Raw genomic sequence first — 23993 nt, 5'->3', positions numbered from 1 at the left:
CAAGTGAACCCACTGGTTTTACGACAAGGAAATGAGGTGGCCGTGAGATGAACCTGTGCAAACGAGCCTGCCTGTATTCCGTCCGCAAAAAGGGCAAGACCCTCACACTGCTGGCGTTTCTGCTGGTCATGGCTACGCTGATGCTGACCTGCCTTTCCATCCAATCGGCTACGGAAACGGCCAACGCCAATATCAAAAAAGCCCTGCTGGGCTATTTCACCATCAACGCCAAGACGCTGGAAAACGGCATCCCGGAGGATACGGTAAGCCAAATTCTTGCTATGGATGGCTTGAGTGGCAGGTACACCCTGCGCTCCTACACCTATGCTACTTATTTTGACGCAGACGGGAACCTTCTGGAAATCAACACCGAGGGCGCTGCCCAGGTGCCGGAGGGCTACGAGAACGCCGGACGGGTGGTAGCCAACTCCAATTCCCAGGAGGACAGCTATTTCACCGATGGCGGCTTTGAAATGGTGGAGGGCAGCCCCATCACCACTGAAACCGGCAGCCAGGTGATGATCCATGAGAAGTTCGCCCAGCGTAACGGCCTGTCTGTGGGAGACACCATGCTGCTGGGGAATGTGGAGGACAAAGATAAGACCATCCCCGTGACGGTGGCCGGGATCTTCACTAATACGGAAGAGCAGGATTCCATCGGCATGGCCCCGTCCTATGACCTTTACGACAACATTGTGTTTACCGACCTCTCCACCGCCTCTTTCCTGCTCTACGGCACCGAGGGAACCACCAATGTCCAGTACGGGGATTTCTATGTGAACGACCCGGACGAACTGGAGCGCATTATGACCGATGTGCAGGAACTGGATGGCGTGGATTGGGAGAGCTGTACCCTGACCCGCTACGACAACGACTATCAGAACGCCAAGGAATCCCTGGAGGGCTTGCAGAACATCGTCTTTATCGCCATCGCTGTGGTATCGGTAATCTGTTTCCTGGTGCTGGCCCTGTTCCTGACGCTGCGGCTCCGTGGACGAATCCATGAAACCGGCGTCTATCTGGCCATGGGCATTTCCAAAGGCTCGGTGCTGCTGCAATACCTGCTGGAAGTGATCCTTGTGGCGGCCATCGCCCTGTTCATTTCCTTCGGCACCAGCACAGCCATTTCCCATCAGATCGGGAGCAGTCTGCTCTCCCAGGTGACAAGCGAAACCTATGAAACGGTGGACTTGACCGGGGAAAGCGAAGCTGTGGAAGAAGAACCCACCGAGGATTTGGGCCTTGCCGAGATCGAGGTGGCTGTTTCCGCCGAGGATTACGCTATGGTTTGGGCTTTTGGCATGGTGCTGTGTGTGGCCTCTACCGCACTGGCGGCCTACCCGATCATGAAGATGAAGCCCAAGAGTATCTTGTCGCAAATGAGTTAAGGAGGTGCAGGTGATATGAATTTAGGAATACGAGCGATTTTATATAGCGCACGGAAATGGAAAAAGACCTTGCTGGTGTTCTGCCTGCTCCTGGCCATTACCACTTTGGTGCTGTCCGGCCTTGCCATAGCCGACGCCCAGGAGGAACAGGCCGAGGAAGTCCGGGGAACCACCGGGGCCAGCTTTACCGTGGAGAGAAACTTATCTACTGGCGGTTGGGCCAGCGGCAATAGTGGTTCTTATAGTACGCAGGAATTTATATCCGAAGAAATGCTTCAGAAAATTTCCTCAGTAGATGGAGTTGCAGGATATGATGCAGCGGTTGTCTCTATGCCGAGCTATTATAATGAAACTGGTGAAGAACTTGTTAATGGAAATGTTATCAACAGTTATTATACCTATGGTTCAATAAATACTGAATACAACCAACTTTTTTCATCCGGAAGATTTGAACTGGTAGAAGGTTCTCATATTACAGAAAATGTAAAAAACGGCCTTATCATTAGCAAAGAAAACGCTGAACGGAATGGGATAAAAATTGGTGATAAAGTTACCGGAATCAATGATCCGAATAATGGCGATCCAGAAGTTGATATGGAGATAGTAGGTTTTTTTGATATCGTTGCCGATAAAAATGATGAGGCGACCATGTATGATGCTTCTACACTATGGGATTATGCCGATTATGCTTTTTGCAGCTACAATGCAATGAAAGAAATGGCTGTTAATTATGAAGATGGGAGCAAACTCCAAGAGGCCCACTTTTTCGTAGAAGATGCAGCACAGTTGGATAACGTGATAGCTGAGGTACAGAACATATCCTCGATTAACTGGGATAACTTTATCATCACCGCCAATGACGAGGTATATCAAAATATTTCCAGCGCTCTTTCCGACACCGGCACTCTGATTACCACCCTCATTGTTGTCATTACTGCTGTGAGCATGGTGCTGATTATCCTGATCCTCTCCATGTCTATCCGCAGCCGAAAAAGAGAAACTGGGATTTTGCTGGCGGTGGGTATCGCCAAGCCTGCGGTCATTCTCCAGTATGTGCTGGAAACTATGCTGATCGCGGTGGTGGCCTTCCCGCTGGCCTACCTCTCCAGCAAACAGATTGCCGGCACTCTTGGTACACTGTTCGGCAAGGCGGCGGAAAACGTCATCGTCACGCCGCAGCATTTCATGCTGGTGGCTATCGTGGGCGGCGTCCTGCTGGTGGCGGCGGTGCTGGTGTCCAGTATCTCGACTATGCGGCTAAAGCCAAAGCAGATCTTGGCGCAGATGGAGTAAAGGAGGCGCAATATGAATTTAGGAATACGAGCGGTTTTACATACCGCAAGAAAATGGAAAAAGACGCTGCTGGTGTTCTTCCTGCTCCTGGCTATTACCACCCTGGTGTTATCCGGGCTTGCCATAGCCGACGCCCAGGAGGAACAGGCTGAGGAAGTCCGGGGAACCACCGGGGCCAGCTTCACGGTGGAGAGAAACTTATCTACTGGTGGTTGGGCAAATGACAGTGATGGTACTTATAGTACGCAAGAACTCATCACTAAAGATATGATTCAAAAAATCGCTTCGGTGGAAGGTATCACTGGGTACGATGCGTCAAATGGCGGTGTGCCTACCCTGTACGATGAAGAAGGAAATAATCTTAGCCTTAGCCCAGACGGATTCGCCTATTATGCTTATGGCGCATATAATTCTGAATTTAACAGTTTATTTGTATCCGGGCGATTTGAGCTTGTTGAAGGTTCTCACATTACAGAGGATGTTACAGATGGAGTTATTCTCAGCCGGGAGAGCGTTGAAAAAAACGGGTTAAAAATAGGAGACAAAATTACAGGTATTATTAACCCTGAATATAACGATCCAGAGGTTGAGATGGAACTTATAGGCGTATTTGACATTGTGGCGGACAAGGACGACACAATAAATATGTACGATGCGTCTACCTATTGGGACTATAATCAATATGCTTTCTGTAGTAACAATGTTATGGAGGCATTGGCAGTAAATTACTCAGATGATGGAATTGAAAGAGCCTTTTTCTATGTGGAGGACGCTGCTCAATTAGACAATGTAATAAAGAACGTGCAACATATTGATTCTATTAACTGGGATAACTTTATCATTACCGCCAACGACGAGGTATATCAGAATATCTCCAGCGCCCTTTCTGACACCGGCACCCTGATTACTACCCTCATCGTTGTCATCACGGCTGTGAGCATGGTTTTGATAATTCTCATCCTCTCCATGTCCATCCGCAGTCGAAAGAGAGAAACCGGGATTTTGCTGGCCGTTGGAATCGCCAAGCCTGCGGTGATTCTCCAGTATGTGCTGGAAACCCTGCTGATCGCGGTGGTGGCATTCCCGCTGGCCTACCTATCCAGTAAGCAAGTGGCCGGCGCCCTGGGTACGCTGTTCGGCAAGGCGGCGGAGAATGTCATCGTCACGCCGGAGCATTTCATGCTGGTGGCTATCGTGGGCGGCATTTTGCTGGTGGCGGCGGTGCTGGTGTCCAGTATCTCCACCATGCGGCTGAAGCCCAAGCAGATTTTGTCGCAGATGGAATAAGACCATCCACCCCCTAAAATAACGAAATGAGGTAATCACTATGAGTATCATGGAAATCAAGCAAGTGGGATATTCCTACGATAATAAAAAGAAAGTCTTAAAAGGCGTCAACGCCGAAATGGAACAGGGCAAACTCTACGCCATCCTGGGGCCTTCCGGCTGCGGCAAAACCACCCTGCTCTCCCTGATCGGCGGCTTGGACAGCCCCGGTAGCGGCCAGATTTACTTTGACGGGCAGGATATTGCCAAGACGGGCCTTTCCGACCATCGGAAAAACCATGTGGCGTTTATCTTCCAAGCATACAACCTCATCGACTACTTGACTCCCACGGAGAATGTGTCGCTGACTTCCAAGCTGCCGCCGCTGCCCATTTTGGAGCGGCTGGGCCTGACGAAAGAAGAATCGAAGCGCAATGTACTGAAACTCTCCGGTGGCCAACAGCAGCGTGTGGCCATCGCCCGTGCCCTGGCAAGTGAGGCCCCAGTGATCCTGGCGGACGAGCCTACCGGCAATCTGGACGAGGACACCGCCCAGGACATCACGGATATTCTCAAAGAGAGCGCCCACAAGATGAACAAGTGTGTGGTGGTCGTTACCCACTCCAATGAACTTGCGAAGCAGGCCGATGTGGTGTTCCGGCTGAGAAAGGGTGAGCTGCAGGTGCTAGAGCGCGTTCAAGATGGAGCCGCCCAGCCTCAATCCCGCAGAAACAACGCTCCCCGCAGTGAAAGGAGGGCGCATTGATGGAGATGGACAGCAATCCAATCACAAAGCCCTCGAAAAAAGGGACTATCCTTTCCGTTGCATTTTATGTTCTTGCGGCGGTGCTGCTGATTACGGCTTTTGTTTCCCTGGTAGCCTGCCACCAAAATATCTCCCGGCAGCTTGAGCAGGGCGTTCCTGTGCAGGGAAATGAACTGGCCATTGTGAATCTCTATCTTACAAGCTGTGTGCAGTATTTCGCCTTTGCCGCCGCCATGGTGTTTTGCGGCAAGGCAGCCCCCAAGGTGCTGGCGCTCAAGAACGAGATGCCGGTACAGGTCACGCCCTATATGCTCAACGCCTCGACAGAGGCCCCTGACTCCACCTTTATGGAAGAGGTGGAGCCGGAGGAAGACGATACGGATTTTGAGGCTTGGGGATTCCGGGAAAAGGAAGAATAAATAAAAAAGACACGCCGGCGGGCTTGCAGAGCAGCAAGCCCTCGGCCATGTCTTGAAAACAGGAGAATGGAGGTGATTCCCATGCAGCAAACAGAGTGGGTTTATTGTCCCGTCTGCGGGAATAAAACCCGTGATCGAATCAGGGAGGATACGGTTTTAATCAATTATCCTCTCTACTGCCCAAAGTGCAAACGAGAGAGCTTAATCCAGGCGAAACAATTACATATCGTTGTCATCAAAGAGCCAGACGCATAGACGCAGAGCCGATGAACCTGTGAGAATTTCCCACGGGCATCGGCTCTTTTTCACTCTCTGGGCTGGCTGTCCAAGGCCGCCCTAACTGTCGCCTTGATGATCTGCATAGAACGCTCATCGCAGTTATACAGCATACGGACAAGGTTTTCCATTTCGGAATCCTCAATCTGCTTTTCTGGGAAGAAAATCTGATCGGGTAAAATGGACAGTTCCCGAATCAGCTTGTAGAGAATGTCGTAGCTGGGCTTTTTGCCTTCGTTCTCGATACGATATATAAATCTCTCGGTTACTCCGACCTTGGTAGCCAGATCTTCGACCGTAATATCTGCTTTCATGCGGGCATTCTTGATGATCTCACCAAGCGTTTCATGTTTAATCTGCACCTACAGTTCACCTCTCTTTCTATTTTACAGATTTATGCTAGATTTATAATGGCATAGCAGTTCAAATTTTAGAGAACTGACAGTGCATAGAAAAGTGAACTGACCCGAATCGTATAGATGGTCCTGCCAATAAAAAAAACGAGGTTTTGGCAGGGTGCTTTGTCATGCCCATCCCTCCAGACCACGTTTTTGGCCTGGAGGGATATTTCATGCGTTGGTCATCCTGCGCACCGCTGCTCATTAGAAGCAGCGAGTATGATTCTATGTCGTAGGCCGCCTGTTTGACGGTGTACGGTCAAAAAAACTTCCCGTTTTTCAGCGGGATACTATGCCCTTCACACTGAACCATCATGCCATGATTTACACGAACTAAAAAGAAACGCGCTTGCCGTTTGGGGTAATACCCCATTCTGCAGGTGCGTTTTTCTTTATAGAGGAACCCCATCATTTCCACGTTGTAGGGGACCGCCCGGCCAGTCTGAATTTCTCGCAATTCAGACTGATCGGAGGTAAAACAGCGTGGACGCTGATAAAAAAAGAATATGGATTCGCGGCCAATTTGTCGAGGTCACGGATGAAGTGTACCGGGCCTATATGCAGGGCGACCGGAAAATGCGCTATTTTGAGAACGATTTGAAAACCGAGCGGTTCGTTCTCGGAAGGGAGGGCCAAGTGGTGCAGATCATCCCCAGCCGCGAAGATTCTTTGGACCGGCTGGTGGATGAAAATGCCCAGCAATTCTCCGACGAGCAGGAAAGTGTGGAGAGCGTGGTGCTTCACAAGCTGGAAGTGGACAGGCTACATACCGCGCTTTCCCTGCTGACTCCAGAGGAACGTGCGCTGATCCAGGCGCTGTTCTTTGAGGAAAAGACAGAACGGCAATATGCAGACGAGCTTGGCGTGTACCGCAATGCTGTTCATGTTCGGAAAATGAAGGTCCTTAAAAAGTTGAAGCTCTTATTGGAGGGCTAAATTAAACCAAATGAGGAACCTCTTGCTTTGATAACGCAAGAGGTTCCTTTTATATCGTTTATACTTATTTTTCATATTCTTATTTAGGCGTTCATGTTTCTTGGCTTGTATTCTTCGAAAGAGCGAAGTATAATAGGTGCTGGAGGTATGTGCAATGGATTATATGACTTTAAGAGAAGCCGGCGAGAAATGGGGAATTTCTCCACGGCAGATCAATTATTATTGCTCCGAGGGACGCATTCCGGGAGCTGAAAAAATGGGAACGGTTTGGCTAATCCCCAAAGATGCCAAAAAGCCGGTGGACGGCAGGACGAAACAAGGGAGGGCCTTGAAACATGAATAGTGTTTTGATTATAGACGATGACAAGGAACTTTGTGCCTTGATGAAAAAATGCGTGGAACAGGAAAATTTGTCTGCGGTGGTGGCGTATGGCGGTTTAGAGGGCCTGCGGCTGCTGGAAGAAAACAAGGATGCCTGTTCTCTGATTATTCTGGATGTAATGATGCCGGATATGGACGGCTTTCAGGTATTGCAGAAGATCCGGGAGAAACATAATGTGCCGGTGCTGATGCTGACCGCCAAAAGCGATGAGGAAGATAAAGTTTCTGGCCTGCGGCTGGGGGCGGACGATTACCTGACAAAACCTTTCAGCATTAACGAGCTGATGGCTCGCGTCAATTCCCTGATCCGGCGCTATACCACCTTAAATCCCGTGGCCGGGAACGAGGCCGCCACTATGCTGCTGAAAGATATGGTGATTGATAAAGTCAATCGGACGGTGACAGTTCAAAATCTCCCGGTAGAGCTGACCGGCAAGGAATTTGACCTGCTTCTGTTTCTGGCGTCCAACAAAGGCCGGGTGTTTACCAAGAAGCAGATTTACACGCAGGTATGGGCGGAGGAATATGCCTTTGACGACAGCAACATCATGTCTTTTATCAGCAAACTGCGGAAGAAAATTGAGCCAAATCCAGAACAGCCGTTTTATATCCAGACTGTCCGGGGTGTGGGGTATCGGTTCAATAAGGAGGCATGAGCATGGAGCTGAACATTTATCTGCTGCTGGCCTTATTGATTGCCCTGCTGGTGATTGCTTACCTTTTGGCAAAACTTCACCGCGTCCGGGGCCAGCTTTCCCTTATTAAAGATGCCCTGACGGATATAAAGAACGGAAACCTGAACCGCCGTGTGCTGGCGCGGGAAAGTGACCTGACAAAGCAAATCTGTTATGACATCAACGAAATTGCTATGAGCAGCCAATCCCGGCTGATCCAGCAAAAGCAATCCGAGCAGGCTTATAAACGACTTATGACAAGCCTTTCCCATGATGTAAAAACGCCGCTTGCCTCTCTGGTGGGCTATTTGGAGGCCGTGGAAAGCAAGATCGTAACAGGGGCCGAGCAGGAAGAATATATTCGGGTGGCTACGGAAAAAGCCCATCACCTGAAAGACTTTGTGACCGCCCTGTTTGAATGGGTGAAGCTGGATGCTGGGGAGCAGATTTTTCATTTTGAAGTCTGCGACCTGAACGAGCTTTCCCGCAACATTATGGCTGACTGGGTGCCGCTGCTGGAAAATCACAATCTTTCCTATGAGATAGAGATACCCGAAACAGAATACATGACAAGGGTTGATCCCACCGCCTACACCCGTATTCTCAATAACCTGCTGCAAAATATCCTGACGCACAGCGACGCAAGGCAAGTGTCCCTGACCATAACCGAAACGGAGCAGCAGGCAAAAATCATGGTGGCCGATAACGGGAAAGGGATTTCCGCCGCTGACATCCCCCATATCTTTGAACGAATGTATCAATGCGACCACTCCCGATCTGCCAAAGGGAACGGGCTGGGCCTCTCCATTGCGAAGGAACTGGTAAGCGTCCATAAAGGAACCATCACGGCAGCCAGTGTCCCCGGAGCTGGTACAACCTTTACCATCATACTTCCGAAAGCCCTGTGACCGCGCAGGGCTTTCTTGCGTTCAAAGCAAGGTTAAAACAAGATTTCGGCAAGGTTATGGCAAGGTTCGTCCCTTATAATGGGAACCATGAAAGGAGGAAACCGCATGACGATCATTGCAACTGAAATCCAGAAATGGAAGCGGAATAAGATTGTCTGGTGTATTTTGGCCCTGACGCTGCTGTTTGGGGCGTTTGCGATTGAGCGGGCTTGCAGCATTGCAAGGAGCAGCCCCTACATGGATAGCTTTGGCGACCTCTACACACTGGCGTTTAAGAACCTGTCCAGCCTGTTCCTGCCGATTGTGCTGGGAATGTTCGCCACAACCTTATTTTTTGACGAACACAAGAACGACACGCTGAAAGAACTGCTCATCATTCCTATCACAAAAGCGCAGCTATACTTTTCAAAAGTTGCTGTGGTGATCCTGATGTCCGTGGGACTGTGCCTGATTACCTTTCTTTTATGTGTTGTCGGCGGGCTGATTGCTGGGGGCTTTCCCGATCTGAATGCCCAAACACTAATGGTTGCTGGCCTTTTGTATCTGACGGGCGGGCTTCTGATCCCCATAGCCATGCTTCCGATTGTGTTTCTTGCCACGCTGTCAAAAGGATATATCCTGCCTATTGGCGCAACGCTGCTTTATCTGGTTCCCGTAGTCATTGCCCCTGCCTATCTTACGGGAATACACCCGCTGGCAAGCGTGATGGGGATTTATCCCCATATTTCCGAAGCAGCCGCAGCTATGGTAGAAAGCCTGATGCAAGGCGTTTTGCCCCATACTTCGCCGCTTGTCTGTGCAGGTTCGCTGCTTCTGATCGGTGCCGCATTTGCCGCCGCATCCGTTGTGGCTCTAAAAAAGCAATCTTATTGAAAGGAAAGACCTATGAAACGATTGATTAGTTTATTCCTCTGTGTTCTGTTCGCTTTTTCGCTTTGCGCCTGCCAGCAGGCCGCCCCATCTTCCAGCGAAGCCCCCGACCAGCAGGCCATTACAGAGGAAGCTACCGAATACTTTAACCAGATGATGGATGGAGATTTTGAAACTTTCTTCAATGCGCTGCCGCAGGGCGTACAGGACAATACTTCTGCGGAGGCGATACAGGAAACATGGAAGGAAGAAGCCGATAAGCTGGGCGGGCTGCCGGAGAACGCTTCCCCGGAGGTGTCCTGTTATGTGCCGGAACACTCCGACCAAATCCGTGTTGAATTTGTCATTCCCTGTGAAAAGGGCGATTTCAAAGTGTTCATCAACTATTCCCCGGATGGCAGCCTTTACAACTATGTCATTTGGAAAAATGAAGCAGAATAAGAAAGAGAGGCATCTTTATGAGTGACTTTGTGATTGAAACCAAAAAGCTGACGAAGATTTACGGCGAGCAAACCGCCGTCAGCTCTGTGGATATTCATGTGAAGCCGGGCCGGATTTACGGGCTTTTGGGCCGAAATGGAGCCGGTAAGACCACCATTATGAAAATGATTTTGGGCCTTACGCCAATCACTTCCGGCGAAGTGGATGTGTTCGGCCAGAACATCAAAGGCCATGAGAAGCGCATTTATCCCCGCATTGGGGCTATCATCGAAACTCCCGGCTTTTACCCGAACCTGACCGGCACAGAAAACCTTGAAATCTTTGCGAAGCTACGCGGGACGCCCCGGCCCAACGCCGTCAAGAACGCACTGGAAGTCGTGGGGCTTCCTTACCGGGACAAAAAGCTGTTCAGCAAGTATTCTCTCGGTATGAAGCAGCGTCTCGGCATTGCCAACGCCATCCTGCATGACCCGGAGCTTTTGATCCTGGATGAACCGACCAACGGGCTTGACCCCATCGGCATTGCCGAAGTGCGGAATTTTATCAAGGATTTAAGCGTGGATCGCGGCAAAACCATCCTGATTTCCAGCCACATTCTTTCCGAAATCGCACTTCTGGCGGATGATATTGGCATCATCGACCACGGCGTACTGCTGGAAGAAAGCAGCATGGAGGATTTGGAAAAGAAAAATCGGAAATACATCCAGCTTCAGGTGTCGGATGTCCCCAAAGCCTCACTGATTTTGGAACGGCAGTTCCATGTGACGGATTATGCGGTGCAGGACGAACATAACCTGCGACTCTATGACACCGCACTGGATATGGCGGCAATCAACAAGGCCCTTGTGGTGCAGGATGTGGCTGTTATCAGCTCCCAAATCTGCAATGATACCCTTGAGGACTATTTCAAGCAGATTACGGGGGGAGAGGGCATTGCTTAAACTGATACAGATTGAATTTCTAAAGCTGCGCCGGAGAAAGTTTATCTGGCTCATGCTGCTGGCAGCTCTGTTTATGCCGCTGGCCGCCGTGTTCTACTTCGCAAGCGTTAAGGGAACCGGCGTGGAACCCATCGAGTTTTACAAGTGGACGGCGTTCAGCTATACCCCGTGGATTATCCTGCCGGTGGTGCTGGGGATGCTGTGTACCATGCTGATGTATAACGAAAACCAATATGATATGCTCAAACAGCTCTGGATTGTGCCGGTCAATAAGATGGCGTACTTTTTCAGCAAATTTGCTGTGGTGCTGGTGTACTCGGTCTGCTTCATGCTGATTACCGCAGCCGCGTCCATCCTTACCGGCGTCCTGCCCGGCTATATTGCCTTTGACAGCGGGAGCGTCCTTTATCTTCTGCGGAAGTGTATGGAAATCTCTCTGCTGACCGCCTTTGCGGTGCTGCCAATACTGGCGGCTGCCGCAGCGCAGAAGGGGTATATTCTTCCCGTCTGCCTGACGCTGGTTTATACATTCCTCGGCTTTATCCTCTTGATGGTGAATATGTACCTGCATCCGCTGTCCAGCATGACCGCCATTGTTATGCGGGATATTCCGGGTGTCGTAATTACCCAGCCACTCAATATTCCGGGGGCATTCCTCTGCATAGGCGTGTGGGGCGTTGCTTCTGTCCTGCTGGCTGGGGCTGCTTTGAAAAAGAGAAAGTGAGGTGCATTTGAAATGGAACTTTTACTTTGGGCGGAGCGCCGGAAACTCCGCCGTTCCAAAATCTTGTGGATTGCCGGTTTTGCAACGGTCATGGTGGCGTTGATTGTCTTTGCACAGGGTCAGTTCACGTTCTATGAAAGCCGCTATATTGACGGTGCCGGATGGTTTATGACAGCGGCCCAATCCCTTGCCACCTTTTATGTGCTGCCTGCGGTCATTGCCCTGCTGGGAAGCTATATGATCTGCCGGGAGGAACAGGAGGACACCCTGAAATCCCTGCGGCTCATTCCCGTGGATGAAGTGAAGCTGACGCTCTCCAAAATGGTGCTTGCTCTGGTGTTCAGCGTCGTAATCTATCTTCTGCTTTTTGCGATTACCTTTCTCGTTGAGGCCGTTTTGCACTTTGAAGCTCTTTCAATTGGCCTTGTTTTGGGAAACCTGAAAACATATCTTCTGGACGGGATCGGCGTGTTCTTTGCCATTTCTCCGATTATCGCTTTGGTGGCCCGGATGAAAAAAGGTTACTGGCTGGCGCTGGTATTTGCAGAAATTTATTCGTTTGCTGGGCTGTTCGCAAGTATGTCCGAACAGCTAAAGACGGTATATCCCATGACGGCCGTTTTCAATATCTCCGGCTATTACGATGCAAGCATGGTTCAGGTCTTAATTGGTATCATAGTTCTGCTGGCCTGTGCTGTTCTGGCGCTGTTCATTCTGAAAGGGCTGAACAGGAAAGTAAAATAATTCTGATTTTCTAACCACCAATCAGATAAGAACATAATAAGGAGCTGATAGAAGGGGGAAGTTAATGAGAAAATTGCTTGTCATAGACGACAATTTGGGTTTTTTAGGTTTTTTGACCTCTGCTTTAGAAAAATATTTTGAGGTTTATACAGCAACAGGGGTAAAAGATGCGTTGCGATTGCTGGAACATCAAAAAGTCGAAGCAATCTGTTCTGATTATAATATGCGGGATGGCACAGGACTGGATTTGCTCGAAGAAATTCGTCAAAAAGGGATCACTGTCCCTTTCCTGCTTATGTCTGGCGACGATGATTTCCTGATTGAACAACAGACAAAATTTTATGGCGGCGTTTTCTGCTGCAAAACCGACTGTGATTTCATTGCGAAAGTAAAGGCATTAGTAAATCCTGAACCTAAAACATAATATTTTCATTATCTGCCGGACGATGGCAAAAGAAAAAAAGCCGTCGTGCAGCAGACTTATTGACACGCCCATATTACTTTTTCGGCGGCTTTGAGAAAATCAAGGCCGCCGTTCTTTATGCCCTCATACTGACGACGCCCTGACGCTGGCGGGATCGGCGGCTTACGGAGGGAGCCGCCATGGAGGAAAAAGCGTTTCGACATAATGCGACAGAGCGCAGGCTGTCAAAAAATCGCTTGCTGTTCACCGTGGCTTTACGCCTTTCATACTGAACCATCATGCCATGATTTACACGAACTAAAAGGAAACGCACTTGCTGTTGGGGCTGTTGTCCCATTCTGCAGGTGCGTTTTTCAATATAGAGGAACCCCATTCCCACGTTGTAGGGGGCCGCCCGACCAGTCTGAATTTCTCGCAATTCAGACTGATCGGAGGTAAAACAGCGTGGACGCTGATAAAAAAAGAATATGGATTCGCGGCCAATATGTTGAGGTTACGGATGAAGTGTACCGGGCCTATATGCAGGGCGACCGGAAAATGCGCTATTTTGAGAACGATTTGAAAACCGAGCGGTTCGTTCTCGGAAAGGAGGGCCAAGTGGTGCAGATCATCCCAAGCCGCGAAGATTCTTTGGATCGGCTGGTGGATGAAAATGCCCAGCAATTCTCTGATGAGCAGGAAAGCGTGGAGAGCGTGGTGCTTCACAAGCTGGAAGTGGACAGGCTACATACCGCGCTTTCCCTGCTTACCCCAGAAGAACGTGCGCTGATCCAAGCGCTGTTCTTTGAGGAAAAGACAGAACGGCAATATGCAGACGAGCTTGGCGTGTACCGCAATGCTGTTCATGTTCGGAAAATGAAGGCCCTCAAAAAACTTAAAAAAATTTTGGAATAATCGTTGTGCAACCTCTCACCCTCAACGGCAAATAGGGTGAGAGGTTCTTTTTATGGCCTCACGGCACCTTGAAAACTGCATACCCATTCATCAAGCACATTCCCGCTGTTTTGGCGAAAGCCAAAGCCCAGGTAGCGGCTGCGCGGTGATCTGCCGGGAGAAAACAACGAGACACCACCGAAAAAAGAAATTGTAGGTCTTTGGTTTGTTCTTCCCAGCAAGGAGCGAGAAACAGCAGGCTGCCAGTACCGGGCGGCTCCCGGTACGGCCATGACCAGCAGCGGAGCGATACTCCCGTCCAGCCTAACGTCCGAGCGTTGAAGCGGTTTGCTGCCGTGATCCGTCGCAGGCAATGGGGGCGGTTGCGTGAGAACCACGCGAGGGGTGAGATTCCCCGTGGAGCTGGTGAGCTGCCAGCCGTTTGATGACTTCCCGCAGTGTTCCGGGGTGTCGAGGACAAATAGGAACGCTTTGAAATATGAGCCGTACAGCAGGACGGGCCAATGAAAACAAGAGGATTGTTTTATCTCTCCCCGGTCTTCATTCTGTTCTGCTGTCCGGTTCTACATAGGCGGCAGCAGCCGCCTGCATTTCAAAGGGAGGTCATAAAGCATGAACAGAACATATCATCGCGGCGATATGTACTATGCCGATTTGGGCCGGGGAATCGGCTCCGAGCAGGAAGGTTATCGCCCGGTCCTGATTATTCAGAATGATACTGGAAACAAGCACAGCCCCACGGTCATTGTGGCAGCCATATCCAGCAAAGTGGACGCCAAGGCCAAGCTGCCTACCCATTACCTTCTCAAAGCAGAGAACGGCCTGGAGCTGCCTTCTCTGGTGCTGATGGAGCAGCTCCGCACCATTGATAAAAGGCGGCTGGAAACGTACATCGGACATCTGGAGGAACAGCATATTCGCCGGCTCAACCGCGCCCTGGCTGTCAGCGTGGGATTGATCGAAGAAACACCCCCAAATTTAATCATGTGCCTTTGTCCGGCCTGTGCCAACAACTTCTACGGCACAGGCTCTTATTATTTGCGCAGGGTTCACCCTGGCCGGGTGGAAAAGGACATCTGCACTTACTGCGGCCAGCGGCCCGGTTTTGACTATGAAGTGGTCAAGAGGCACCAATGAGTAGGGGGCAGCCTATGGAGATCGTATTCCATACCGGGAAAGACAGCGAGCAATCCCTGCGCCAGTTCGCTGAAAAACGCGCCGAGTTCCTCGTTCGTGAATTGAGGGACTTTAGCGCAGAAGAATTAAAAGCATTGCTTTCTACATTGAAAGAAGATAATCGCACCTTTGAGCAAAAATGAGGACGTTCCTATAATAATGGAGAAAAGGGCGGTTTTCTCACCGTCCTGGAAAGGAGGATATTTGAATATGAAACGCAAAGCAAGAATCCAGATGGGAATTGATGATAGATTGGTGGCCATATATGCGAGAAAATCCCGCATTACAAATAAGGGAGATAGCATTGGTGTTCAGTTTAAGCAAAGTGCCGACTATGCTATCAACCAGCTTTCTCTATCGGAAGATTACGAATTTGCCCGGTATGAGGACAAAGGCTTAAGTGGTTACTATTCCGACCGCCCAGATTTTCAAAGGCTACTCCGGGACATTGAGATGGGGAAAATCAAGGCTGTGGCCTGTTACAAATTAGACCGAATCAGCCGTAAAACTTCCGACCTCATGCGGCTTCTGGAATACTTTGAGCGTCACGATGTGACGCTTTTGGTCTGCTCCAACAATATCAATACGCGGATCAGCACATCCAAAATCATCATCCAGGTGCTGGCCATTATCGCAGAATTTGAACGCGATATTCTAACTGAACGTATCCAGGATAACTTGATGGAGCTGGCAAAAGATGGGCGCTGGCTGGGAGGCAAAACACCGACCGGCTTTTCTTCCCAACGTGTGACAACGGGAAGTGGAAAAAATAAGAGTGCCATTAGCTTTCTCGTCCCTGTGCAGGAAGAAAAAGAGATTGTATTGGAAATCTACAGCACCTTCTGGGAGACACGTTCTCTCTTGCAGACGGCAAATATCATCAGTGAGAAATATGAAACGAAGCATGGCGCGAAGTTTACCACATCCACCATCCGGCTGATTCTGCGGAATCCAATCTACTGCGTGGCAGATGAATATTCCTACAACTATTTTCTGGAGCATGACGGGAACCTGTTTGGAGAACCGTCCGACTTTGATGGTCAGCATGGGCTTACTGCTTATAATAAGACCGACCAGATGAAAGTTGAGGATGAGGATTCCACCTTTTTCAATCCCAAATTCTCACAGCTTCTTACCAGGAAACCCATTAGTGAATGGATTGTTTCTGTGGGTCGCCATGAGGGATTTATCAGCTCCCGGAAATGGGTGGAAACACAAAATATGCTGGATGAGATTGCAGAAAAGTATAACCGGCCCCATAGAAAAACCAATGCTTTGTTGTCCGGCTTAATGTATTGCCCTATTTGCGGAAAACGGCTGCGTGTACTGCCAGAATCCAATCGCTGGACGAATGGCAAGCCCCGCTTCAAGTATGCCTGCCCTGGGGTGAGGGCAAAGGAATGTACCTTCAAAGGGGTTGAGGGTGTAACGCTTGATGAATTTGTTATCCACTCACTCTCCAGCCTGCAAGAAGAACATTCCGACTATTACCGGCAACTTTTGGAGAACAGGGTTGCCAGCATGATCCGTACTGACCAAAGCGAGAAAGAGTACCAGGAAACCAAAAAGGCTATTGAACGCTTAAATGCGGATATTGCCGCACAGGTACGAAATCTGCGTGAGGCAGATGACGCCCTTAAACGCTTCATCCAGGATGATATAAAGGAATTGACGGACGAGCTGGCAAAGTGCGAAGCTGCGCTGCGCCGAATGGAGGATACTCAATCTGAAAATCAGTATCTCGTCCATGAACTGAATGGCATGAAAAAAAGGCTGCTGTCCTTTGAGGAGTTTGCAAAGGACGCACAGCCTGAAGCTCTGTTTACTTTAGTTCATTCGATTGTTGACCGAATTTATATTACTACTGATGGCACCAAACAGAAATGCCAGGTATATATCAAAGGCTGCGCCACGGAGGATTATTCCGACGTACTCGGCGCAGCCGGGTACATAGAGGAAGAACCCCTGTTGCCGGTGGTGTCGTATATGCCGCCAATGTGTGATTTAGATTACTATAGCATTCACACCTAAGTATAGACGAAAGGTGATTTATAATCAATATCGCAGAGATCTGGGAGAGATATTGAGGCAATTGTGCAGATACAAGGGAGTAGAGATCATAGAAGGGCATCTGATGAGAGATCATGTACATATGTTGGTGATGATACCGCCAAAGATCAGTGTAGCTTAGTTTACAAAGGGCGAAAGGTTGCGTTGTATGGCGGCGCTTATGCGCCGTCATATCTTCCAAACGATGTTGATACTTTCGCTTGTGGCGTAAATTGCGGAAATCATCAAATCCACCACCCGCCGCTTATCGTCAAAGTTCACTTCTTCCCATGTGTCCAGATAGCCGGAAATTTCTTTGACCTGTTCCGGGCTGATGGTATCCACACTCAACTCCGCTATCTTTTTGACAAGCTCCTGCTTGCGTCCGTCCAGTTCTTCAATCTTGCTGTTCACATAGGAGAGCAGGACGGGATTTGCCCCGGTTAGTGTGTCAATGAGCGTTTCAATTTCATGCTGGACTTGTGCGAGTTCCACTTGCAGGGCAGTCAGCTTCGGATTGGACTTCAAGGCATTTTTTCGCCCCTTGATGGTCTGGAACGGTTTTAGCTTTTTTACCATAGCGGCATAGATAACAGCTTCCGTATCGGGAATACGGAGCGTCCCTGCGCCCTCACAGCTTTTGTTATCGGAACGCTTGCTGCAACGGAAGTACCACCGCCCATAACTGCCCTCGGCTTTTAACGCTTTCTGGCACCTGCCGCATTTGATTTTCCCAGCTAACCAAGTATTGACCGCTTTTCGTCCCGCCTGATAACTGGCGTTGGCTAAAATCTTCTTTCGGCATTTCAGCCACAGTTCAGAAGAAACCAAGCCCTCACTGGGAGCCATAACCAGCGTATGCCCTTGCAGATTGTGTTTGGTGTCGCCTTTCATTCCCCGGCCACGATAGAAGTAACACCCGTTCATTCCAGTAAAGTCGGCGGCGTCATTGATAATGACCGTCCCTTGACTTTTGAAAAACTCATAAATATCAAGGTCAGCCTTGACATAAATGGGATTGCATAAAATGTTTGCGAGTGCCGGACGGGAAAAATCCTTAATACCATGCTCCGCAAAATGCCGAACAATATCGCCATAGGAAGTTCCCGGCTCGGCATACATCTCAAACATCAGCTTGACCTGTTCCGCTTCTTCGGGGTTTGCCACTAACTTCTTTGTGTTGATACCATCTATCTTGATTGGCTCCGTGTGAAATCCATAGGGAGCCTTGCCGCCCATGCGAAAACCCTTTAGGCTTCTGGAGTAGTAGGCATCGGCTACCCGCTTCTGTATGGTTTCCCTTTCAAGCTGGGCGAACACAATACAAATATTCAGCATCGCCCGCCCCATCGGGGTGGAGGTATCAAACTTTTCCGTAGAGGACACAAACTCTACATTGTATTGCTGGAACAGCTCCATCATATTGGCAAAGTCCAGAATGGAACGGCTGATACGGTCGAGCTTGTAAACCACGACTTTTGCAATTAAGCCCCGCTTGATGTCCCGCACCAGTTCTTGAAACTTCGGACGGTCTGTGTTCTTGCCGCTGTACCCTTTGTCTGTGTATTCCTTGCAGTTACCGCCTTTCAACTCGTATTTGCAAAATTCAATCTGGCTTTCAATGGAAATGCTGTCCTTTTTGTCTACCGATTGCCTTGCATAGATTGCGTCTATTCGATTATTCATATTGTCGCTCCTTTTCTTAAAAAAGAAACGGAGCTGCTGACACCTTTATTATACCGTCAGCAGCCCCGCAAATCAACGATGGCTTCGGAAAACCTTATGCCCCGGCTTCCTCACTCTGCCGTTTGTCGGCATACTTGCGGAACACCTCGTAAAGCTGTTGTTCCAGCTCCCGGCGTTTTGCCGCTTCCTGCTCCGGCGTGAACACTGGGGAGAGATTTTCCAGCGTGATTTCCTTTCCCTGAAAAGTCACGACTTCTGTTTCTTTCTTGTATCTGATATGCTCCATAGTACCTCCGTATTTAATTTTCAAAGTGCAGTGCCGTCATACTGCGGCGTGAAATGTTTTCTGTCATCGATCACCGTTCCCTTGTGTGTCGCTGCTGTCGTTTCAGTTCTGCCAGCACCTCCGGCGGGATACGGTCTACCAGCCGCTGAATGTCTTTCAGCTCGCTTTCCAGCTTTGCCCGTTCCATCGTATCTTTCATCTTGCCTTTTTCGCTGGCTTTGGCTCTGGCTTCCAACTGTTCATTTTCTGCCAAAAGGTCGTTTATCGTGACCTTGTATTTTTTGAGCTGCCCGGAGAAGTTCTCCATCTGCGGAAACCACTTTTTCAGCAGGGAGAGGGCTTCCTCTTTCTTCTTTCCAGCATTGAACGGGGTAATACCGTCCAGCGTGGCTTCAATGGCTCTTGCCTGTTTGGAGAGATTGACCGCCTGCTTGAACAGACGGGTAGGGATATGCTTCCTGCCTGTCTTGCTGGCACTTTCCCCACGCTCCAAGTCGGGATATTTCTCCACCATATAAGCGTGAAAATCGTCCTGCCATTTTGTGAGGTTGGCTCTATTCCCTATAATCTCCTTTGCACACAGGCGGTTGTCCTCTGTCAGCGGGACAAAGACCAAATGCAGGTGGGGCGTTTTCTCGTCCATGTGTACCACCGCCGACACAATATTTTCTTTCCCTACCCGCCCGATTAAGAAATCAGCCGCCCTCTGGAAAAATTCCTGTATTTCCTTTGGGGACTTCTTCTTGAAAAACTCCGGGCTGGCGGTAATCAGCGTATCCACAAACCGGGTGCTGTCCCTGCGGGTGCGGCAGCCAGCTTGTTCAATGCGGCTTTTAATGAAGTGGTAGTACCTGCCCTCTGGCTTAACGATATGGAAGTTGTACTTGCTCCGGCTGGTGTCAATGTCGGGATTGCTGGCGTACTGTTCCTTTTGCCGTTCGTGATGGGCTTCCAGCGGTCTTGCCGGATTGCCCTTGTGTTTTTCAAATCGCAAAATTGCGTGTTGTGCCATGAAACTCCTTTCCCCATTCCGTTCCTTTCCGGGACTTTTCCACAGGAAAATCCTGCAGAAAATATCTCGGATCGGATAGGAATGGATAAGATATAAATAAAATCGTTTTAATCTCTGTATTTCTATATACCGTCCGGTTTTCGTACTTCAAGAGGATTGATTATCGTACTTGTGGAGTGCGGTTTTCAGTCCTCCGGCGTTCCATAACCGGATTTTTTGAAGTCGGTGTTTGGAACCGCTTCGTAGGATTTTGGGTAAATGCGGTTGGGTTTTCCACAGCCTTGCTTCTGGATTTCCACCAGTCCGGCATATTGCAGTTCCCGCAGGGTGTTGACCGCTTTCTGCCGCCCGCAGTGGAGCAGCTCCACTACCTCGTTGATGGGATAGTAGAGGTAAATGCGCCCATATTCATCTGCCCAGCCGTTTTTCCGGGACAGGTCTGTTCGGCGCAGGATAAAGGCATACAGTACCTTTGATTCGTTGGACAGGGGTGTGAATGTGGGGGCTTCAAAAAGGAAATTAGGAAGCCGGGTAAAGCTGACCGCCTTTTCCGGCTGATGGATATAAATGGTGTTTGTCATATCGTGTTTTGTGGACGGTTAGAAGCCCGTTTTCTGGGGCAGACGGTAGTTTCTATTGCCTACCCCTGTTCTGTGCTTGTAAAGCCTTGTAAATCAAGGACTTTTCAGCCCCTAACTGTCCACACAAGACCTCCTTTTCCGTTCACTTTCTGTTTTCTGCCGCCTGTGAACTATGGCGGCACAGTCGGGACAGTATTTCGCCCGGTTGGACTTTGGGACGAACACTCTGCCGCAGACCGCACAGCGTTTTAGCTCCTTATCCCGGAAAATCTCCGCTTCCAGCGTCCCGATTTGCGGCAAGACCGACCAGCGGAACCACTTACAGCAGACCGAGAAAGAAATGGTCTGGGGGCAAGTGTGGGTGTCCCCATCGTCAAGGAGCATACAGTTCCCGTCCTCATAACAGCAGCACTCCCGACGGATCAGGGCGTTTGCCTGTTTCCTCTGTGCCGGTGTCATGCGGTAAAGGGAACCGTCCTGCCTGCGCTCTATGGGCGGCAGTCGTTTATATGGGTTCTCTCTCATGTGTTCCCTCCATTTTTCCTTAGCCGTTCTCCCCGAAAAGGCTTCCTGCCCCATTCCTGCGGCGTGGTTCTCCTTTGGTACACAAATGCGCTACTTCTCCGGGAGAGGTATTCCTTTTCGGACGGTCATTCTGTTTTCAAGGTGCAGCTCATCGATGAACTACCCTAAGTCTACACGAAAAAAATGCAATTCCCGGAATCTTGCGAGAATTGCATTTTAGGGCAATATTCCATTTCAAAATTGCATTTTTGCAATCTTCCTGTATAATGGGAAATAGGAAAAGGAGGTGTTGTGTATGGCTTTACCCGGAACACCTGGACAGAGGATTTCTGATTTGTGCAACGGTAACCACATTACACAAAAGCAGCTTGCAAAGAAGATAGGCGTATCTGCTTCCCAGTTGAGCCGCATTGTCAGCGGTGAAACAAAGACGGTCAGCAGCGATATTCTTATAGGCGTGGCAAAGGAATTTAAGGTATCAACGGACTACATATTGGGTTTGTCCACTTTGAGTGTCCGTAAAAGCTATGATATTTCTGAATTAGGATTGTCCGAGGGAGCTGTGAGAGGGCTTGTGACAGGTACAGTCGATGTGCAAATCCTCAACCGTCTGTTGGAACACAGGAACTTCCCGAAACTGATGGATTTGATACGGATTTATTTTCAAGACACAGCGGCAAAGGGTATCATGGCAAGAAACCAGCTGATTGAACTGGCAACAGCTTCCTTGTCCGATCTGATGAAAGAACACCCGGAACATCGGGCAGAAGCAAGACAGGATTTGCAACTTCTGAACGCACAGAAGATGGGAGAACATGAAGCGGAGATTGAAAAAATCAAGAATGTATTTCTTGCTATCCTGCGGGATATTAAGAAAGATATGGACAGCGGAGAACAGCCGGGAGAAGCTGTGACCGCCGCTATGTTCCAAACCATGCAGGAAACCATGAAAGACCACCAGCAGGAGCCGCTTTCTATGGACGATGTAACTGCTATGATTGCCGGACAGATTGGGCAGCTTCTTCCGATGGACGAGGAAACCATCAAGCAATTTCAAACACTTGCAAAAAAGATGATGGAACAAGCGGAGGAATCAAATGATGATTAGAAAATATTTACCGCCGTTTGTTATGTGGCTCGTTTTTGAAGTGATTGCGGTGACATTATGGTTTGCGTTAGATAATATATTCTATCTTTTCAATTTCTCGTATATTGGCACTGCGATTGCTGTTGGATTGGTATTATATGGGAAGAAGAAAAAATATGCCCGGAATGTAGTACAATTTGCTGTTGGTCTGTATATGCTTGTGTATCTGGGGTTTCTTTGTCGAGAAAATATGCAGATAGAGGGCTTCTGGTATTATCTTTTCCTCGGTGTATTTGAAGCCGCTACAATTCATTATGTTGTTGCAAAAATATTTGGTCCTTTGCTATTTGGGCGTGGGTGGTGTGGTTATGCTTGTTGGACAGCAATGGTTTTAGATTTGCTTCCGTTCAAGGAACCTTCCAGTTCACGCAAGCAATGGGGAATGATCCGCTATTTTGTTTTCGGAGCTTCTCTCATATTTGTGAGTTTGCTCTTTATTCTTCAAGTCCCAAACAAAGAGGAAATTATGTGGTGGAGCTTCATCATTGGAAATATTCTCTACTATGCCGTTGGAATTGCTATAGCCTACAAATGTAAAGATAACAGAGCTTTTTGCAAATATATTTGCCCAATTACAGTTTTTTTTGAAACCGATGAGTTATTTTTCGCTTTTTCGCATCAAAGTCGACGAGAAGAAATGTATTTCGTGCGGAAAGTGTGAAAAGATATGTCCAATGAATGTAGAAGTTCCATGCAATTCCCGAAATAAGAAAAACGCAACAGAATGTATTTTGTGCATGAAATGCGTGGAAGAATGTCCCCAAAATGCTTTGAAGCTATAACATAGCAAAGTCAGCCAGCCAGTCAACGGTCAAGATGAACGGCGCAAAAATTGCGCCGCCGTTGACAGTCCCACCCACCTTTGCTGATGGGTAATCAAGGCGGGAAAACCCTAAAATGGCTTCCCGCACATTTCGATTTCGATAGAGAAATCCGTCTGCTTTTTTGTGAGTGTGTCCACAAGTTCGGGACACTTTCTCCCGAAGTCCGGCGTTGGACGAGAAACGAGAATTTTCATATACGCCCTGTCTGCTGATGAAACCAGTTCTGCGCTTGCAGCTCCACGCCACGCAATCACAGCTCTGTTTTCCTGCCGCTTCAAATGTGCTTGCCCTCCCGATTGGCAACCCCATTTTCGCAGCAACGCTGACAGAGCGTATAACACACTACACTTTGCAAGCAAAGTCGTGTGCCAAAGGGATACCCTTTGGAAACCCCAAACAACAAAACAGGCTGAATATCTCGCACTTTCCCGGTGCTTGATACTCAGCCTTTATTTGTTGTCAGCAGCCCGTTTCACGGTCTGTTTTCGCCCTTTGTAAAGTTTGGCGTTTCATCCTTTATGGGGTATTTAAAAGGGAAATCAGCATTGATGATGTTTGATCGGCATGCAAATTTAAAGTATAAATATGGAAATCGACATTTTTGGTCAGAAGGGTACTATGTGAGCACCGTAGGATTGAATTCAGAAACAATCGCAAAATACATACGCGAGCAAGAAGCGCACGATATCATGATGGATAAATTGAGTGTAAAAGAATATAAAGATCCGTTTGAAGAAAAAGGAATAAAGGAAGAAAACAAGAGTAGAGCGAAGAGCAAATAAAAAACTCCCTTTGAGGGAGGGCGAGAGTCAAAAGCGATAGCTTGAACGAAGTGAAAGCAGCGCCTTGAGACGCGAGCTGGTAATACAGGCTTATAGCCGAAGAGAAAACCACGTCATTTTTGTAAAGCCCCAGTTATAATAGACATGTATAATAAAACCACACATGACTCTAATAGAAAGGG

At 48.8% G+C, this 23993-nt stretch carries 31 protein-coding genes and 2 pseudogenes; 25 read left to right on the top strand and 8 right to left on the bottom strand.

The features are described from left to right. Positions 1–47: 47 nt before the first annotated feature. From BQ9859_RS06805 to BQ9859_RS06780, 6 genes are all read left to right on the top strand, one after another. The gene (locus BQ9859_RS06805) at positions 48–1388 is read left to right on the top strand and encodes an ABC transporter permease (RefSeq protein WP_075877479.1); all 1341 of its coding nucleotides are present in this window, start codon (positions 48–50) and stop codon (positions 1386–1388) included. A gap of 15 nt (positions 1389–1403) precedes the next feature. Further along, the gene (locus BQ9859_RS06800; protein WP_075877478.1) at positions 1404–2681 is read left to right on the top strand and encodes an ABC transporter permease; all 1278 of its coding nucleotides are present in this window, start codon (positions 1404–1406) and stop codon (positions 2679–2681) included. 12 nt (positions 2682–2693) lie between these two features. Beyond that, on the top strand, positions 2694–3968 hold the full coding sequence (locus tag BQ9859_RS06795; RefSeq protein ID WP_075877477.1) for an ABC transporter permease: 1275 nt from the start codon (positions 2694–2696) through the stop codon (positions 3966–3968). Between the two features lie 40 nt (positions 3969–4008). Then, complete coding sequence (locus BQ9859_RS06790) at positions 4009–4713, top strand: ABC transporter ATP-binding protein (protein ID WP_075877476.1); 705 nt, start codon at positions 4009–4011, stop codon at positions 4711–4713. Next, positions 4713–5132 (top strand): hypothetical protein, encoded by a 420-nt coding sequence (locus BQ9859_RS06785; protein WP_202613459.1) that lies wholly within the window; start codon positions 4713–4715, stop codon positions 5130–5132. Before BQ9859_RS06790 ends, BQ9859_RS06785 begins: the two co-directional genes overlap by 1 nt. Positions 5133–5198: 66 nt before the next feature. Further along, positions 5199–5387 carry a cysteine-rich KTR domain-containing protein gene (locus BQ9859_RS06780; RefSeq protein WP_425436013.1) on the top strand — a complete coding sequence of 63 codons (189 nt, stop codon included), beginning with the start codon at positions 5199–5201 and terminating at the stop codon, positions 5385–5387. 50 nt (positions 5388–5437) lie between these two features. Here BQ9859_RS06780 and BQ9859_RS06775 read toward each other — a convergent pair whose 3' ends face one another. Continuing rightward, positions 5438–5770, bottom strand: a complete 333-nt coding sequence (locus tag BQ9859_RS06775) for a helix-turn-helix domain-containing protein (protein ID WP_075877475.1) — start codon at positions 5768–5770, stop codon at positions 5438–5440. 519 nt (positions 5771–6289) lie between these two features. Between BQ9859_RS06775 and BQ9859_RS06770 the strand changes: the two genes are divergently transcribed. The 11 genes from BQ9859_RS06770 (at position 6290) to BQ9859_RS06720 (ending at position 13743) form a co-directional block, all read left to right on the top strand. Further along, entirely contained in the window at positions 6290–6742 is a 453-nt protein-coding gene (locus BQ9859_RS06770) for an RNA polymerase sigma factor (RefSeq protein ID WP_075877474.1), read from the top strand. 154 nt (positions 6743–6896) lie between these two features. Further along, complete coding sequence (locus BQ9859_RS06765) at positions 6897–7085, top strand: helix-turn-helix domain-containing protein (protein ID WP_075877473.1); 189 nt, start codon at positions 6897–6899, stop codon at positions 7083–7085. Further along, the gene (locus tag BQ9859_RS06760; protein WP_075877472.1) at positions 7078–7779 is read left to right on the top strand and encodes a response regulator transcription factor; all 702 of its coding nucleotides are present in this window, start codon (positions 7078–7080) and stop codon (positions 7777–7779) included. The genes BQ9859_RS06765 and BQ9859_RS06760 overlap by 8 nt, the downstream gene beginning before the upstream one ends. A 2-nt stretch (positions 7780–7781) precedes the next feature. Then, the gene (locus BQ9859_RS06755; protein WP_075877471.1) at positions 7782–8705 is read left to right on the top strand and encodes a sensor histidine kinase; all 924 of its coding nucleotides are present in this window, start codon (positions 7782–7784) and stop codon (positions 8703–8705) included. Between the two features lie 105 nt (positions 8706–8810). Next, positions 8811–9578 carry an ABC transporter permease gene (locus tag BQ9859_RS06750; RefSeq protein ID WP_075877470.1) on the top strand — a complete coding sequence of 256 codons (768 nt, stop codon included), beginning with the start codon at positions 8811–8813 and terminating at the stop codon, positions 9576–9578. A gap of 12 nt (positions 9579–9590) precedes the next feature. Then, entirely contained in the window at positions 9591–10016 is a 426-nt protein-coding gene (locus BQ9859_RS06745; RefSeq protein WP_075877469.1) for a DUF3887 domain-containing protein, read from the top strand. Between the two features lie 17 nt (positions 10017–10033). Beyond that, positions 10034–10957, top strand: coding sequence for an ABC transporter ATP-binding protein (locus tag BQ9859_RS06740; protein WP_071433747.1), 924 nt, complete (start codon positions 10034–10036; stop codon positions 10955–10957). After that, the gene (locus BQ9859_RS06735) at positions 10950–11681 is read left to right on the top strand and encodes an ABC transporter permease (RefSeq protein ID WP_075877468.1); all 732 of its coding nucleotides are present in this window, start codon (positions 10950–10952) and stop codon (positions 11679–11681) included. Before BQ9859_RS06740 ends, BQ9859_RS06735 begins: the two co-directional genes overlap by 8 nt. Before the next feature lie 12 nt (positions 11682–11693). Further along, a complete protein-coding gene (locus BQ9859_RS06730) occupies positions 11694–12425 on the top strand; it encodes an ABC transporter permease (RefSeq protein WP_075877467.1) in 732 nt (243 codons plus the stop codon). Between the two features lie 64 nt (positions 12426–12489). Then, complete coding sequence (locus tag BQ9859_RS06725) at positions 12490–12849, top strand: response regulator (RefSeq protein ID WP_075877466.1); 360 nt, start codon at positions 12490–12492, stop codon at positions 12847–12849. A 444-nt stretch (positions 12850–13293) separates the two neighbouring features. Next, positions 13294–13743: a sigma-70 family RNA polymerase sigma factor gene (locus BQ9859_RS06720; RefSeq protein WP_075877465.1), complete on the top strand. Its 450-nt coding sequence runs from the start codon at positions 13294–13296 to the stop codon at positions 13741–13743. Positions 13744–13793: 50 nt separating this feature from the next. Here BQ9859_RS06720 and BQ9859_RS12335 read toward each other — a convergent pair whose 3' ends face one another. After that, on the bottom strand, positions 13794–14015 hold the full coding sequence (locus BQ9859_RS12335) for a hypothetical protein (protein ID WP_143404395.1): 222 nt from the start codon (positions 14013–14015) through the stop codon (positions 13794–13796). 340 nt (positions 14016–14355) lie between these two features. Here BQ9859_RS12335 and BQ9859_RS06715 point away from each other — a divergent pair, with 340 nt between their 5' ends. The 4 genes and pseudogenes from BQ9859_RS06715 to tnpA (BQ9859_RS06705) all read left to right on the top strand — a co-directional run. Then, positions 14356–14880 carry a type II toxin-antitoxin system PemK/MazF family toxin gene (locus BQ9859_RS06715; protein ID WP_075877464.1) on the top strand — a complete coding sequence of 175 codons (525 nt, stop codon included), beginning with the start codon at positions 14356–14358 and terminating at the stop codon, positions 14878–14880. Positions 14881–14894: 14 nt separating this feature from the next. Next, positions 14895–15062 carry a hypothetical protein gene (locus BQ9859_RS12455; protein ID WP_154666060.1) on the top strand — a complete coding sequence of 56 codons (168 nt, stop codon included), beginning with the start codon at positions 14895–14897 and terminating at the stop codon, positions 15060–15062. 67 nt (positions 15063–15129) lie between these two features. Next, the gene (locus BQ9859_RS06710; RefSeq protein WP_075877463.1) at positions 15130–16950 is read left to right on the top strand and encodes a recombinase family protein; all 1821 of its coding nucleotides are present in this window, start codon (positions 15130–15132) and stop codon (positions 16948–16950) included. Further along, a pseudogene (gene tnpA / locus BQ9859_RS06705) lies at positions 16928–17107 on the top strand (IS200/IS605 family transposase); the annotation flags it as partial. The gene BQ9859_RS06710 and the pseudogene tnpA (BQ9859_RS06705), both read left to right, overlap by 23 nt. A 50-nt stretch (positions 17108–17157) precedes the next feature. On the opposite strand, the gene BQ9859_RS06700 reads toward tnpA (BQ9859_RS06705), so the two are convergent. The 5 genes from BQ9859_RS06700 to BQ9859_RS06675 form a co-directional block, all read right to left on the bottom strand. Beyond that, on the bottom strand, positions 17158–18654 hold the full coding sequence (locus BQ9859_RS06700; protein WP_075877462.1) for a recombinase family protein: 1497 nt from the start codon (positions 18652–18654) through the stop codon (positions 17158–17160). A gap of 94 nt (positions 18655–18748) precedes the next feature. After that, on the bottom strand, positions 18749–18940 hold the full coding sequence (locus tag BQ9859_RS06695; protein WP_002566025.1) for a hypothetical protein: 192 nt from the start codon (positions 18938–18940) through the stop codon (positions 18749–18751). 70 nt (positions 18941–19010) lie between these two features. Further along, entirely contained in the window at positions 19011–19952 is a 942-nt protein-coding gene (gene mobV, locus BQ9859_RS06690; RefSeq protein WP_075877461.1) for a MobV family relaxase, read from the bottom strand. A gap of 185 nt (positions 19953–20137) precedes the next feature. Continuing rightward, a complete protein-coding gene (locus BQ9859_RS06680) occupies positions 20138–20533 on the bottom strand; it encodes a replication initiator protein A (protein ID WP_075877459.1) in 396 nt (131 codons plus the stop codon). Positions 20534–20644: 111 nt separating this feature from the next. Continuing rightward, entirely contained in the window at positions 20645–20992 is a 348-nt protein-coding gene (locus BQ9859_RS06675; protein WP_456237778.1) for a cysteine-rich VLP domain-containing protein, read from the bottom strand. A gap of 361 nt (positions 20993–21353) precedes the next feature. On the opposite strand from BQ9859_RS06675, the gene BQ9859_RS06670 reads away from it, so the two are divergent. From BQ9859_RS06670 to BQ9859_RS12910, 3 genes are read left to right on the top strand one after another with little or no spacing between them, the layout of a single operon-like run. Then, positions 21354–22166, top strand: coding sequence for a helix-turn-helix domain-containing protein (locus BQ9859_RS06670; RefSeq protein WP_075877458.1), 813 nt, complete (start codon positions 21354–21356; stop codon positions 22164–22166). Further along, complete coding sequence (locus tag BQ9859_RS06665; RefSeq protein WP_235846405.1) at positions 22156–22866, top strand: 4Fe-4S binding protein; 711 nt, start codon at positions 22156–22158, stop codon at positions 22864–22866. The genes BQ9859_RS06670 and BQ9859_RS06665 overlap by 11 nt, the downstream gene beginning before the upstream one ends. After that, a complete protein-coding gene (locus tag BQ9859_RS12910) occupies positions 22799–22987 on the top strand; it encodes a 4Fe-4S binding protein (protein ID WP_202613457.1) in 189 nt (62 codons plus the stop codon). The genes BQ9859_RS06665 and BQ9859_RS12910 overlap by 68 nt, the downstream gene beginning before the upstream one ends. Here BQ9859_RS12910 and BQ9859_RS12620 read toward each other — a convergent pair. Next, a complete protein-coding gene (locus tag BQ9859_RS12620) occupies positions 22982–23332 on the bottom strand; it encodes a hypothetical protein (protein ID WP_202613456.1) in 351 nt (116 codons plus the stop codon). The two genes, BQ9859_RS12910 and BQ9859_RS12620, sit on opposite strands and share 6 nt — an antisense overlap. Before the next feature lie 170 nt (positions 23333–23502). Between BQ9859_RS12620 and tnpA (BQ9859_RS06655) the strand changes: the two are divergent. Continuing rightward, positions 23503–23811: pseudogene (gene tnpA, locus BQ9859_RS06655) on the top strand (IS200/IS605 family transposase); the annotation flags it as partial. Positions 23812–23993: the final 182 nt, after the last annotated feature.

Source organism: Merdibacter massiliensis, from assembly GCF_900155395.1.
GTDB classification, from domain to species: Bacteria; Bacillota_I; Bacilli_A; order Erysipelotrichales; family Erysipelotrichaceae; genus Merdibacter; species Merdibacter massiliensis.
This window is presented reverse-complemented; position numbering and strand designations above follow the sequence as displayed.